Here is a 13,865-nt window from a genome sequence, read left to right as displayed (position 1 = left end):
TATCCTTGTTCTGTCTCGATTCGCGGGGCGGCTCTTAGCGCTATGAGGCATCTTGGGCAATCACCAAAGCAGCGCCGGGGCGTGTTTGTTCGCAAAAAATGAGGCAGAATTCCGGTTGCGGCAATGCGTGGGGATGCCACGACGTTTTGCCGCGCCGGGTCTGGTTGCGGCGGCTTGGCGAATGTGGTTCACAATTGGTTCCAGAATACGGGCAAGGCGCGCTTCGCACCATTTTGTGCGGAGCAGCAAGGCATGAGGAAAGAGGCGGGAATGAGATTCGCGAAAATTTGGGCCGGCTCGGCAGTGATGTTGGCACTGAGCGCCGGAGCGGCTCTTGCCGAAGGCGGCGGCGGTCATGCCGTGCCCTGGCAGATGGGGTTGCAGCCGGGTGTGACGCCGGTGGCCGAGTTCATCCACTGGTTCCACAACTATCTGCTGCTGCCCATCATCACGGTCATCACGCTCTTCGTTCTGGGCCTGCTCATCTATGTGATGGTCAAGTTCAACGCCAAGGCCAACCCGGTCCCGTCCAAGACCACCCATAATACGACGATCGAGGTCCTGTGGACCGTCATCCCGATCGTCATCCTGGTGGTCATCGCCATCCCGTCCTTCCGCCTCCTCTATCTCCAGCGCGACATGCCGCAGGGCGACATGACCATCAAGGTCATCGGTAACCCGTCCTGGAACTGGACCTACGAATATCCCGATCTCGGCACCAATGAGGACGGCTCGGCGAAGGTCTCCTTCACCGCCTATCTCAAGGCCAAGGACAAGCTCGAGGCGACCGACACCTGGCTGCTCTCGACCGACGTGCCGGTCGTCGTTCCGGTCAACAAGACGGTCCGCCTCCATGTGACGTCGGATCCCGAAGGCATCATCCATGCCTGGACCATCCCGGCCTTCGGCATGAAGATCGACGCCATTCCGGGACGCCTCAACGAGGACTGGTTCAGGGCGACCAAGGAAGGCGTCTATTACGGCCAGTGCTCGGAACTGTGCGGCAAGGACCACGCCTTCATGCCGATCGAGGTTCACGTCGTGTCGCAGGCCGACTTCGACGCCTGGTCCGAGAAGATCAAGACCGCCGGAGCGGATGAGGCGCGCAGCTTTTTGTTCGCGCTGCTCAAGGCCAAGGGCCAGCTGGCGCAGAAATAAGGGGACGGCCGCCAAGGCGGTCAGCACATTGAAGGTTTACGAACATGGCACATGCCGCAACCGCTCATGACGATCACGGCCATCCGACCGGATGGAAGCGCTACCTCTATTCGACGAACCACAAGGACATCGGCACGATGTATCTGTGGTTCGCGATTTTCGCGGGCGTGATCGGGGGCATCCTGTCGATCCTGATGCGTGTCGAGCTCGCTGAGCCCGGCATCCAGATCTTCCACGGCCTGGCGGCCATGGTCTATGGCGGCGAGGCCGACGCCTCGATCGACGCCGGCAAGCACATGTTCAACGTGTTCGTCACCGCGCACGGCCTGCTCATGATCTTCTTCATGGTCATGCCGGCGATGATCGGCGGCTATGGCAACTGGTTCGTGCCGTTGATGATCGGCGCGCCGGACATGGCCTTCCCGCGCATGAACAACGTGTCCTTCTGGCTGCTGCCGCCGGCTCTGGCGCTGCTGCTCATCTCGATGTTCGTCGAAGGTCCCGCGGGCGCCCATGGCGTCGGCGGCGGCTGGACGATCTATCCACCGCTGTCGACCACCGGCCAGCCCGGTCCCGCGATGGACTTCGCCATCCTTGCGCTCCACATCGCCGGCGCGTCGTCGATCCTCGGCGCCATCAACTTCATCACCACGATCTTCAACATGCGTGCCCCCGGCATGACGCTGCACAAGATGCCGCTGTTCGTGTGGTCGATCCTGGTGACGGTGTTCCTGCTGCTGCTGTCGCTGCCGGTTCTCGCCGGCGCCATCACCATGCTGCTCACCGACCGCAATTTCGGCACCAGCTTCTTCGTGCCGTCGAAGGGCGGCGACCCGGTGCTGTTCCAGCATCTGTTTTGGTTCTTCGGCCATCCGGAAGTGTACATTCTCATTCTTCCGGGCTTCGGCATCGTCAGCCAGATCGTGTCGACCTTCTCCAAGAAGCCCGTCTTCGGCTATCTCGGCATGGCCTATGCCATGGTCGCCATCGGCGTCGTCGGCTTCGTCGTGTGGGCCCACCACATGTACACGGTCGGCATGGACGCCGACACGCAGGCCTATTTCGTCGCCGCCACGATGATCATCGCGGTGCCGACGGGTGTTAAGATCTTCTCGTGGATCGCCACCATGTGGGGCGGGTCGATCGAGTTCCGGACACCCATGCTGTGGGCGATCGGCTTCATCTTCCTGTTCACCGTCGGCGGCGTCACCGGCGTGGTGCTCGCCAATGCCGGCGCCGACCGCTCGCTGCACGACACCTATTATGTCGTGGCGCATTTCCACTACGTGCTCTCGCTCGGCGCGGTCTTCGCCATCTTCGGTGCCTGGTACTACTGGTTCCCGAAGATGACCGGCTACATGTATTCCGAGACCATCGGCAAGGCGCATTTCTGGATCCAGTTCATCGGCGTGAACCTGATCTTCTTCCCGCAGCACTTCCTCGGTCTCGCCGGCATGCCGCGCCGCTACATCGACTATCCGGATGTCTATGCCGGCTGGAACATGGTGTCGTCGATCGGCTCCTATATCTCGGCCTTCTCCGTGCTGATCTTCCTCTATGGCGTGTTCCAGGCCTATGCCCGTAAGCAGAAGGCGGCGGACAATCCGTGGGGCGAGGGCGCCACGACGCTCGAATGGACGCTGTCGTCGCCGCCGCCGTTCCATCAGTTCAGCACTCTGCCGGTCATCCGGTAATAACAACCAAGGCGAGGCCGCCTCAGTCGGGCGGCCTCAGCCGACTTGAAAGACAGGAATGAGCGATATTCACGCCGATATTTCCGACAAGAGCGAAGCCGCTCTGGGCGGGCAGGGCACGGTCCGCGACTACTGGACCTTGCTCAAGCCGCGCGTGATGTCGCTCGTCATCTTCACCGCGCTTGCCGGCCTCGTGGCCGCGCCCGGCGTCATCCATCCCTGGCTCGCCGCGGTGGCGCTGCTCGCCATCGCGGTCGGCGCCGGCGCCTCGGGCGCCCTCAATATGTGGTATGACGCCGATATCGACGCGCTCATGGCGCGCACCGCCAACCGGCCGGTGCCGCGCGGCGCCATCCTGCCCGGCGAAGCGCTGGGCTTCGGCATGGCGCTGGCGGTGGGCTCGGTTCTCGTCCTCGGCCTCCTCGTCAATATCGTCGCCGCGGCGCTCCTCGCCTTCACTATCTTCTTTTACGCCGTCATCTACACGATGTGGCTCAAGCGCTCGACGCCGCAGAACATCGTGATCGGCGGCGCCGCCGGCGCTTTCCCGCCGATGATCGGCTGGGCTGCCGCGACGGGATCCGTATCGCTCGCCTCGATCGCGCTGTTCCTCATCATCTTCATGTGGACGCCGCCGCATTTCTGGGCGCTGGCGCTGTTCCGCGAGGGTGACTATGCCCGCGCCGGCGTGCCGATGATGCCCAATGTCGCGGGCGCCCGGGAGACGCGCAAGCAGATCCTGCTCTACAGCCTCATCCTCGTGCCGATCACCTTCCTGCCGTCGCTGCTCGGCACCACCGGCATGCTCTATACGGTGGTGACGGCCGGCCTCGGCGTCGCCTTCATCTGGCATGCCGTCGATGTCTACCGGATCACCGAGGGCGATGCGGCGCGCCGCGCCTGCCGCCGCCTGTTCGGCTTCTCGATCCTTTATCTCTTCGCCCTCTTCGCGCTGATCATCGCCGAGCGTATCCTCGGCCTGGCGCCTTTTGCCCCGGTTTTCGGATGAGCCAGACCATGGATCAAAGACCCTTTTCGCCTGAGGATATGAGCCGCCGCCGCAAGCGTTCCATCGCACTCGCTCTGGTGCTCGCCGGCCTCGTCGTCCTGTTCTTCGTCACCACCATCGTGCGCCTCGGCGGCGAAGTGGCTCTGCGGAATTTCTGACATGCAGCGCACGCCTTCGACACCCGACAGCACCAAGAACCGCAAAGTGGCGATGATCTTCGCCGCCGTGGTGGTCGGCATGGTCGGCCTCGCTTATGCGTCCGTGCCGCTCTACCGGCTGTTCTGCCAGGTGACCGGTTTCGGCGGCACCACGCAGCGCGCCGAAGCCGCACCCTCGAAGACCGTCGACCGGCGCATGACCATCCTGTTCGATGCGAATACGGCCGGCAGCCTGCCCTGGACCTTCGAGCCGGTGCAGCGCTCGCTCGACGTCAAGGTCGGCGAGGAGAACTTCGCGTACTATCGCGCCACCAACAATTCCGATCACGCCATCACCGGCTCGGCCGTCTTCAACGTGACGCCCGACACGACCGGCGCTTATTTCAACAAGATCGAGTGCTTCTGCTTCACCGAGCAGACGCTCAAGCCTGGCCAGACGGTCGAAATGCCGGTGTCTTTCTTCATCGATCCGGCGATCGTCGATGATCGCGGCCTCGACAAGATCAACACCATCACGCTGTCTTACACCTTCTATCCGGCGGACGAGCCGAGCAATGTCTCGTCGACCGAGAAAAAACCTTCAACCGATACCAATCTGAATTGACGCCTGAGGAGCAGGGGACATGGCCGACTCACACGCTAAGAACCACGACTACCATCTGGTCGATCCAAGCCCATGGCCGGTGGTCGGCTCGGTCTCGGCTTTCATTCTCGCCGTAGGCGCCATCATCTGGATGCACGGCTCCGCCCCCTGGGTGGCGCTCGTCGGCCTCGCTCTCGTCCTCTACACCATGTTCATGTGGTGGCGCGACGTCATCAAGGAGAGCCACAAGGGTGATCACACCGAGATCGTGTCGCTGCATCTGCGCTACGGCATGCTGCTCTTCATCGCCTCGGAGGTGATGTTCTTCGTCGCCTGGTTCTGGGCCTTTTTCGACGCCAGCCTGTTTTCGGGCGATGCCATGCAGGCTGCTCGTTTCGAGGCGACGGCGGGCGTATGGCCGCCCAAGGGCATCGAGGTCTTCGATCCCTGGCATCTGCCGCTCATCAACACGCTGATCCTGCTCACCTCGGGCACGACCGTCACCTGGGCGCATCACGCGCTGCTCAACAATGACCGCAAAGGCCTGAAATGGGGCCTGGCGCTCACCGTCGGCCTCGGCCTCATCTTCACCGCGGTGCAGGCCTATGAATATGCCCATGCCGCTTTCGCCTTCAACCGCGACAATGGCGGCAACATCTATGGCTCGACCTTCTTCATGGCGACCGGCTTCCATGGTTTCCATGTCATCGTCGGCACGCTGTTCCTGATCGTCTGCCTCTTCCGCGCGCTGAAAGGTCATTTCCGCCCCGAGAAGCATTTCGGCTTCGAGGCGGCCGCCTGGTACTGGCATTTCGTCGACGTCGTCTGGCTGTTCCTCTTCGCCTGCATCTATGTGTGGGGTTCGGCCGGCGTGCAGTTTGCTGCCGAGCACTGACAACAATAAATTCCCTCTCTCCCATGGGGGAGAGAGGGGACCAGCTTGGGGACCCGGTGGAGTAATGTCGTGACCGAGCCCTATTATCCCGATCTCTCCCCGATCAAGACCGGCCTCGCCGGCAAATGCCCGCGCTGCGGCCGCGGCCGCCTGTTCGCGGGCTATCTCAGCGTTGCGAAGAACTGCAGCTCCTGCGGCCTCTCCTTCGATTTCGCCGATGCCGGCGACGGCGCCGCCTGGTTCGTCATGCTGTTTGTCTGCTTCTTCGGCGTCGGCAGCATTCTCGGCATCGAAGTGGCCTATTCGCCGCCCTTCTGGGCGCATTTGCTGATCGCCATCCCTTTCATCATCCTGTTGCCGCTCGTGCTGCTGCGCCCCGCCAAGGGCATTCTGCTGTGCCAGCAATGGAAGACCAAGGCCCAGGAAGGGCGGCTCACCCCCAAATGACCGGCAGGATCTGGCAGGTCGTCATCGCGACCGTCCTCGGTGTCGCTCTCCTGCTGGGATTGGGGGCGTGGCAATTGCAGCGCCTCGCCTGGAAGGAGGCGCTGATCGCCGAGCGTGAACAGCGGCTCAGCGCGCCGCCGGTGTCGCTCGATGCGGCGCTCAAGGAGTTCGATGCCGATCGCTCGGTCGAATTCCTGAAAGTGAAAGCGCAAGGCACGTTCCAGCACGATGCCGAATTGTTCGTGCTCACCACCGAAGGCGGTGTGCCGGGCTTCCAGGTGGTGACGCCGCTCGCCAGCAAAGAGGGCGTGATCGTCCTCGTCGATCGCGGCTTTGTCCCTGAGCCTCTGAAGGATGCGAAGCGCCGCCCCGACAGCCAGCCCGCGGGTGACATCGAGGTTACCGGCATCTTGCGCCGCCACGTCCAGGGCCGCGGCGCCTTCACGCCCGACAATGATACGGCGGGCAATATCTGGTACTGGTGGGACATACCGGCGATGCTGGCATTCGCCCATGTGGCGCCCGACCAACGCGTGGCGCCGTTCGTTCTGCATCTCGAGCCTGACTCCGCTGCCGGCAGGACATTGCCGAGCCCCGTATCGGTCGATGAGAACCTCACCAACAATCATCTTCAATATGCGCTGACCTGGTTCGCGCTGGCTGTCCTGTTGATCGTCATGTCGGCCCTCCTGATCCGCCAGATTCGGCGGAAAGGAGACTGATTCCACTTCGTCGGGAAGCACGCTATGGTGCGCGGCCCTCCACAGAAGGATCTCTCCGCTTTGCGTTACGTTTCTACCCGTGGTGAAGCCCCGGAACTCGAATTCGAGGATGTGCTGCTGACCGGCCTCGCCCGCGATGGCGGTCTCTACGTGCCCGCCGAATGGCCGAAATTCTCGCAAAGCGAGCTGCTGGCCTTGCGCGGCCGGCCCTATACGGAAGTGGCCTTCGCGGTGATCCAGAAATTCGCCGGCGATGCGGTGCCGGAGGCCGATCTGAAATCGATGATCGAGGGAGCCTATGGCGCTTTCGGCCATGCCGCGGTCACGCCGCTCAAGCAGCTCGATGCCGATCAATGGCTGCTCGAGCTCTTCCATGGACCGACGCTGGCCTTCAAGGACGTAGCCATGCAGTTCCTGGCCCGCGTGATGGATTGGGCGCTCGAGCGCCGCAAGCTCAGGGCCACCATCGTCGGCGCCACTTCGGGCGACACCGGCGGTGCCGCCATCGAGGCCTTCAAGGCGAGCCGGCACGCTTCGCTCTTCATCCTGCATCCCAAGGGCAAGGTCAGCGAGGTGCAGCGCCGCCAGATGACGACGGTGATCTCGCCGTCGATCCACAATATCGCGCTCGAGGGCACTTTCGACGACTGCCAGGCCATCCTCAAGACGCTGTTCAACGATCACGCCTTCCGCGATCAGGTGACGCTCGCCGGCGTCAACTCGATCAACTGGGCGCGCATCATGGCGCAGATCGTCTATTACGTCGCCGCGGCTCTCGCTCTGTCGGCGCCGGGGCGTCTCGCCAATTTCACCGTGCCCACCGGCAATTTCGGCGACATCTTCGCAGGCTTGGTGGCCAAACGTATGGGCGCGCCCATCGGCCGCCTGGTGATCGCCACCAACGACAACGACATTCTCGACCGTGCCCTCAAGACCGGGCGTTACGAGGTCAAGGGCGTCAAGCCGAGCTCGAGCCCGTCGATGGACATCCAGGTGTCGAGCAATTTCGAGCGCCTGCTGTTCGAGGCCTATGGCCGCGATGCCGGCGCCATCCGGGGCCTCATGGCAGGCCTCGCCCAGTCGGGCGCCTTCACCATCGAGGACAAGCCGCTCCAGGCAATCAGGGCGGAATTCACCTCGGGCGCCACCACCATGGACGAGACGGCCGCGGAGATCGGCCGCACCCTCAAGGAGACCGGCGAGCTGCTCGACCCCCATACGGCGGTGGGTTATGCGGTGGCGCGCAAGGAACGCGGCTATCTGGGCCCGATGATCACGCTCGCGACCGCCCATCCTGCCAAATTCCCCGATGCCGTCGAGGCTGCCGCTGGCGTAAGACCGGGCTTGCCGCCGCGCCTCGCACCCCTCATGATGGCGGACGAAAAGGTGAGCGTGCTGGCCAATGATCCGCAAGCGGTCAAGGCCTTCATTCTGGAACGGGTAGCAGGGTAAGGGTTGGGTCTGGGTGCTGTATGAGCGTTGAAATTTCGCGTCTTGATAACGGGCTGCATGTCGTAACCCACCACATGCCGCATCTCGAGACGGTGGCGCTCGGTATCTGGGTCAAAGCTGGATCACGCGACGAACTGCCGGAAGAGAACGGCATCGCGCATTTCCTCGAGCACATGGCTTTCAAGGGCACCAAAAGGCGCTCCGCCCAGGCCATCGCCGAGGAGATCGAATCCGCCGGCGGCGAGATCAATGCCTCGACCGGCATGGAGACCACGACTTATTACGCCCGCGTCCTCAAGAACGACTGGCCGCAGGCGCTCGACATCCTGGCCGACATCCTGACCGAGTCGGTTTTCGACGCCGACGAGCTCGAGCGTGAGCGTCACGTTATCCTTCAGGAGATCGCCGCCGCCGGCGACACGCCCGACGATCTGGTCTTCGATCTGGCGCAGAGCGCCGCCTTCGGCTCGCATCCACTTGGCCGGCCCATCCTCGGCGTGCACGACCTCATCGCCAATGTCTCGCGTGACGAGATCCTGGCCTGGCGCAACCGCAATTACTGGGCGTCGCGCATGGTGGTGGCGGCGGCCGGCAATATCGATCACCAGGCGCTGCGGCGCGAGGCCGAGAAGCTGCTCGGCAGTCTGAGCCCGGGTGGCGCGCCCGGCCGCAACCGGCCCGAATTCGTCTCCCATATGGAGCTGGCGCAAAAGCCGCTCGACCAGACCCATATGGTGCTCTCCTTCGCCGCGCCCGGTTACCGCAACCCCGAAATCTATCGGCTCCAGGTCCTGTCGAGCCTCTTGGGCGGCGGCATGTCCTCGCGCCTCTTCCAGGAGGTGCGCGAGAAGCGCGGCCTCTGTTACAGCGTGTTTTCCTTTGCGTCGGCCTACGAGGATGCCGGCCAGTTCGGTGTCTATGCCGCGACCTCGCCCGACGACACGCCGGAGCTCGTCGATGTCACCGCCGATGTCATGCTGTCGGCGGCCAGGGGCGTCACCGACGTCGAGGTGGCGCGCGCCAAGGCGCAGCTCAAGGCGAGCCTGGTGATGAGCCTCGAAAGCGCCACCGGCCGCGCCGACCAGATCGCCCGCCAGTACCTGGCTTTCGGCGAGGTCCCCGCGATGGAAACCCTGGTTGCCAAGATCGACGCGGTCACCGCCGATCATGTCGCCGGCCTCGCGAATTCCCTGTTCCGGGGCAAGTCGCCGGCCTTGAGCGCGGTCGGCCAGCTCTCGACATTGACCCCTTACGATAAGATCAAAGCCCAGTTCACCTGATGGTCTTTCTACGCAGCCCCTTCGCGCGCGATCTGCCCCCCATCCTGATGCAGGATGGCGTCGAGCTGCGCGTGCCGGAAATGGCGGATTACGAGACCTGGGCGGCGCTGCGCCTCGAAAGCCGGGCCTTTCTCGTGCCGTGGGAGCCGGCCTGGCCGCAGGATGATCTGACCCGCACCGCCTTCCGGAGCCGGGTCAAGCGTTATATCCGCGACATCGAAAGCGACAGCGCCTATCCCTTCTTCGTCTACCGCGCCCATGACGACCGCCTGATGGGCGCCATCACGCTCTCGAATGTGCGCCGTGGCGTGGCCCAGGCGGGCTCGGTCGGCTACTGGATCGGCAGCCCCTTCGTGCGTCAGGGGTATATGACATCGGCCCTGAACGCCCTCATGCCCTTCGCTTTCGGGCATCTCCATCTGCACCGGATCGAGGCGGCCTGCCTGCCGGTCAATCAGGCATCGATCCGCCTGCTGACGAAATGCGAATTCCGCCAGGAAGGGCTCGCCCGGCGCTACCTCAAGATCAACGGGCGGTGGGAAGATCACCTGCTTTTCGCCCGTCTCGCCGACGATAGATAAAACCCGCTAAACTTGCCATTATCGGCGCCTGACGATACCAACAGGATTTGATTCGCATTTTAAGGCGGGATTCAGAAAGTGTATGCCGGTTCTTATTGTGATGCCCGCTTGACCAGTCTGACCGGAAAGGCAGGTTGAATGGCGCTGCTGCGCGTTGCCATTGCCTCCATTTTGTTCCTCGTCCTCGCCATGCCGGCCATGGCGCAGGACAAGGCGGTGGATTCGGTTTTCGAAGGCCAAAGCATTGATCTGTTTCCGCATCTGCTGGCGGTCGATACCGACAAGCCGGTGGTGACGATCAAGACCGCCGAGGATCAGACCGGGCTGCTCATGGAGCTTCCCGCCAAGGGAAGCGAACCCGTCCATCGCTGGGTGGTGGTGACCTTGACCAATAGCGGTGCGCAGGCGCGCGAAGTGGTCGTCGCCACGCCGCATCAGGGCTTCGCCGGGTCGGGTGTCTTCTGGCCGAAACCGATCGGCTCGCGCATCCAGAATGTCGTGGCGGCGGGCCAGGCCACCATCGCCCCCTTGCGCGTCACCAATTCCGACGCCTTCGCCTTGCGCATCGAGCCTCAGGGCCGGGTGACCGTCGCCATGGAGCTGACCCGCGCCGGCCTCGACGAGATCGAATTATGGCAGCGCATCGCCTATGACTCCAAGGCCGAGCAGAACGGCTTCTATCGTGGAGTCATTCTGGGCATCGCCATGCTGCTCGGTGTCGTCGCGCTGTCGCTGTATGCGGTGCGCAGCATCTCCGTCTTTCCCTTCGCCTCGGTCTTCATCTGGGCCTCGATCGGCTTCATCGCGCTCGAGGCGGGCTACCTGCCGCAGATCAACGATGCGCTGCCGAAGGCATATGTGCTCGGCTCCGAGATCCGCGCCGTCGTCGAAGGGCTCATGCTCGTCGGCCTCATTCTGTGCCTCGCCTCCTTCGCCGATCTGCGCAAGCGCCGCCCCGTCGCCGGCAATGTGCTGCTGCTGGCGGCGGGCCTGCTGCTGGCTTTGCCGGTCTATGGCTGGTTCGAGCCGGCGCGCGCCTCCGGTATCGCCAGGGTGTGTTTCGCCGCCGTGGCGATTTTCGGCCTGTTCATCATCTTCGTGATGTGGCGCGAGGGCGCGGCGCGCGCCCGCGCCTCGCTCCTCAGCTGGGTCATGGTGGTCGCCTGGACGATCCTGGCGGCGGTCGCGGCTCTCACCCCCGCCACCGACAGCTTCACCAAGCCTTTGCTGTCGGCGGGTCTGCTGCTCGTCCTCCTCACCATGGGCTTCACTCTGGCGCAATTCGCCTTCGGCCAGGGCTTCATGGCGCAACGCTTCTTCTCCGAGGATGCGCGCCGCGCTTTGGCGCTCGCCGCCTCGCAGCAATGCGTGTGGGACTGGCAGGTGGAGGCGGGGCATCTCCATGTCGGCGAGGACATCGAGAAGATCCTCGGCCTGCGCAAGGGCGCCCTCAAGGACAACGCGCCCGAAGTCTGGCTCGACCTCATCCATCCGGCCGACCGCGGCGCCTATCTCGCCGCCGTCGAGGAGGCGGAGCGGCGCGGCCAGGGCGGCTTCACCCAGGAATTCCGCCTGCGCCGCGGCGACGGCACCTATCGCTGGTTCCTGCTCAGGGCGCGCGCCATTCCGGGGCCCGATCAGCAGGCGGCCCGCTGCATCGGCACATTGTCCGACATCACCGCGACGCGCCGCGCCCAGGATCAGCTGTTGAGCGATGCGGTGCATGACCGCGTCACCGGCCTTCCCAATCGGGCGCTGCTCGTCGACCGCATCGAGCGTGAGATCAGCGCCGCCGGACGCAAGCCGGTCAACAATCTCTATCTGATGCTCATCGACCTCGACCGCTTCAAGGCGGTGAATGACGGGCTCGGCCACGAGACCGGTGACGGCCTGCTCAAGATCGTCGGCCGAAGGCTCGCCGCCATCGCCAGCGAGCATGACACGGTGGCGCGCATGCCGGGCGACCAGTTCGCCATTCTCTTCCATGGCGACCGGCCGACGCGCGATATCCTGCCCTTCACCGACAAGGTGCGTGCCACGGTATCGAAGCCGGTGAATATGCGCCCGCAGGAAATTTTCCTCACCGCAAGCATCGGCGTTTCGGCGTTGCGCGAGGGCAGCCTCACCGCCGAAGGGCTGGTCAAGGATGCCGCCGTGGCGCTTTACGAAGCCAAGCGGCGCGGCAAGGACACGGTCGAATTCTTCCGCGAGGCGATGCGCGACGACCGTACCGAGCTCGTGGTGCTGGAACAGGAATTGCGCCGGGCGCTCGAGCGCAACGAGATCGAGGTTCTCTATCAGCCGGTAGCGCGGCTCGCCGACATGGGGCTCGTCGGCTTCGAGGCCTTGGTGCGCTGGCGCCACAAGACCCTGGGACTTCTCTCGCCGGAAGCTTTTCTGGGCGTCGCCGAGACGACCGGCATCATCAAGGATATCGGGCGTTACGTGCTCAACGAGGCCGGCCGCCAGCTCGGCTCCTGGCAGCGCGCTTTCCGGCCGCATGATCCGCTCTTCGTGGCCGTCAATGTATCTTCGACCCAGTTCCTCGCCGCCGATCTGATTGATGATGTGAAGTCGCTGCTCACCCGCGAGAACCTGGTGCGCGACACGCTCAAGATCGAGGTTACTGAATCAGTTGTCATGGAGAGCCCGGAAAAGGTGATCCAGATTCTCGACCGGCTGAAGCAGATGGGCATCGGCCTGGCCTGTGATGATTTCGGCACCGGCTATTCGTCCCTGTCGACGCTGCGCCGGCTCCCCTTCGACACGCTGAAGATCGACCGCAGCTTCGTCGAGGTTGAAAGCGACGACGCCAAGGCGGCGCTCATCCTGGAATCGATCATTCTGCTCGCCCATGATCTGGGCCTCATCGTCGTCGCCGAAGGGATCCAATCGCAGGACGATGTCGACCGGCTGGGGGCGCTCTCCTGCGATTTCGGCCAGGGTTATTTCATCGGCGAGCCGATGACCTCGAAACAGGTCGTCGATGTATTGGCCGGCGTGCCGTTCAGCGCCGCGCGCCACAAGACCGCCATCGACACCTTGTGGGAGCGCATGGCGGGCACATCCAATGTACGCGTGCCTGAGCCTTTGTCGCCGGTCCAGACACCAGCGCCCGCCAAGGCTCCGGCGCCGCAGTCCGTCCCGGTTGCCGAGAAGCCGGAGGCTAGCGCCGAGCCTGCCGAGACCGTCGCGCCGTCGCCCCGCAAGGTGGAGAAGCCGCCGGTGGTCATGCTGCCGCCCTTGACGCCGCCGGTCTTCGGACGAACCGCCGCCGCCGCGCGCAAGGCGCCGGAAAACCCGCTTGCGCCGCCGCCCCGCCAGCCGTCGGCCCCGGTCGAAACGGCCGAGGAAAGCACGGATCTTTTCAGATCGGACCCGGCTCCGGGAACGCATCGCCCCATGCCGGGTATCGCCCCCATGGCGCCCCGGTCCGGAGCCCGCGTGAAAGCGGCGGAACCGGCCGAAATCCCCGAACTCGATGATGTCGCGGCAGAGACGGACCTGCTGGACGAACCGCCCGCGGCTCTCGAATCTCCCGAGCCGGAAGAGCTGCTCAGCCTCGACAGATTGCGCGAGCTGGACCGGGCGCCTTTGCCGGAAGAGCCCCTGGAAGCCGAGGAGAATGCTGGAGCGGAAGACGAGCCGCCCGTGCTGGAGGAGGGCGAGGCTGCAATCGATGAGGCGCCCTCGGCCGAAGCGGAAACGACGCCCGAGGACGAGGCTGCGCAGAAGGAAAGGGCGAGCCGGCTTGGCCGGAAATTGCGCCGCAAGGCGCAGAACAAGGATCAGTCGCCGGCTGAATCTTAGAGGCCCGGGATTTCTATGTTGGAGCTTTGTTTCGTATGATGCGTTTCCCCACCGCTGCCATTCCCAGGGTGCGTGC

Annotated in this window: 12 protein-coding genes; all 12 read left to right on the top strand. The window is 64.1% G+C overall.

The genetic code is table 11. From position 1 onward, the window contains the following. Positions 1–270: 270 nt before the first annotated feature. The 12 genes from coxB to JHL16_RS29115 all read left to right on the top strand — a co-directional run bounded on the left by coxB (position 271) and on the right by JHL16_RS29115 (position 13,789). Positions 271–1,158 carry a cytochrome c oxidase subunit II gene (gene coxB / locus JHL16_RS29170; RefSeq protein WP_246771199.1) on the top strand — a complete coding sequence of 296 codons (888 nt, stop codon included), beginning with the start codon at positions 271–273 and terminating at the stop codon, positions 1,156–1,158. 44 nt (positions 1,159–1,202) lie between these two features. Beyond that, positions 1,203–2,852, top strand: coding sequence for a cytochrome c oxidase subunit I (gene ctaD / locus JHL16_RS29165; RefSeq protein WP_200188391.1), 1,650 nt, complete (start codon positions 1,203–1,205; stop codon positions 2,850–2,852). Between the two features lie 58 nt (positions 2,853–2,910). After that, the gene (locus JHL16_RS29160; RefSeq protein ID WP_200188390.1) at positions 2,911–3,861 is read left to right on the top strand and encodes a heme o synthase; all 951 of its coding nucleotides are present in this window, start codon (positions 2,911–2,913) and stop codon (positions 3,859–3,861) included. 8 nt (positions 3,862–3,869) lie between these two features. Then, positions 3,870–4,019 carry a hypothetical protein gene (locus tag JHL16_RS29155; protein ID WP_200189705.1) on the top strand — a complete coding sequence of 50 codons (150 nt, stop codon included), beginning with the start codon at positions 3,870–3,872 and terminating at the stop codon, positions 4,017–4,019. A 1-nt stretch (position 4,020) separates the two neighbouring features. Then, positions 4,021–4,623: a cytochrome c oxidase assembly protein gene (locus JHL16_RS29150; RefSeq protein WP_200188389.1), complete on the top strand. Its 603-nt coding sequence runs from the start codon at positions 4,021–4,023 to the stop codon at positions 4,621–4,623. A gap of 19 nt (positions 4,624–4,642) precedes the next feature. Continuing rightward, a complete protein-coding gene (locus tag JHL16_RS29145; RefSeq protein WP_200188388.1) occupies positions 4,643–5,497 on the top strand; it encodes a cytochrome c oxidase subunit 3 in 855 nt (284 codons plus the stop codon). A 69-nt stretch (positions 5,498–5,566) separates the two neighbouring features. After that, positions 5,567–5,944, top strand: coding sequence for a DUF983 domain-containing protein (locus tag JHL16_RS29140; RefSeq protein WP_200188387.1), 378 nt, complete (start codon positions 5,567–5,569; stop codon positions 5,942–5,944). Continuing rightward, entirely contained in the window at positions 5,941–6,666 is a 726-nt protein-coding gene (locus JHL16_RS29135; RefSeq protein ID WP_200188386.1) for an SURF1 family protein, read from the top strand. The genes JHL16_RS29140 and JHL16_RS29135 overlap by 4 nt, the downstream gene beginning before the upstream one ends. A 60-nt stretch (positions 6,667–6,726) precedes the next feature. Beyond that, positions 6,727–8,118, top strand: a complete 1,392-nt coding sequence (thrC, locus tag JHL16_RS29130) for a threonine synthase (protein WP_200189594.1) — start codon at positions 6,727–6,729, stop codon at positions 8,116–8,118. Positions 8,119–8,138: 20 nt separating this feature from the next. Continuing rightward, positions 8,139–9,398: a M16 family metallopeptidase gene (locus JHL16_RS29125; RefSeq protein WP_200188385.1), complete on the top strand. Its 1,260-nt coding sequence runs from the start codon at positions 8,139–8,141 to the stop codon at positions 9,396–9,398. Then, entirely contained in the window at positions 9,398–9,979 is a 582-nt protein-coding gene (locus JHL16_RS29120; RefSeq protein WP_200188384.1) for a GNAT family N-acetyltransferase, read from the top strand. Before JHL16_RS29125 ends, JHL16_RS29120 begins: the two co-directional genes overlap by 1 nt. Before the next feature lie 138 nt (positions 9,980–10,117). After that, the gene (locus tag JHL16_RS29115; protein WP_200188383.1) at positions 10,118–13,789 is read left to right on the top strand and encodes an EAL domain-containing protein; all 3,672 of its coding nucleotides are present in this window, start codon (positions 10,118–10,120) and stop codon (positions 13,787–13,789) included. The last annotated feature ends 76 nt before the right edge of the window (positions 13,790–13,865 follow it).

Source organism: Taklimakanibacter albus, assembly GCF_016595235.1.
In the GTDB taxonomy this organism is placed as follows: domain Bacteria; phylum Pseudomonadota; class Alphaproteobacteria; order Rhizobiales; family Aestuariivirgaceae; genus Taklimakanibacter; species Taklimakanibacter albus.
This window is presented reverse-complemented; position numbering and strand designations above follow the sequence as displayed.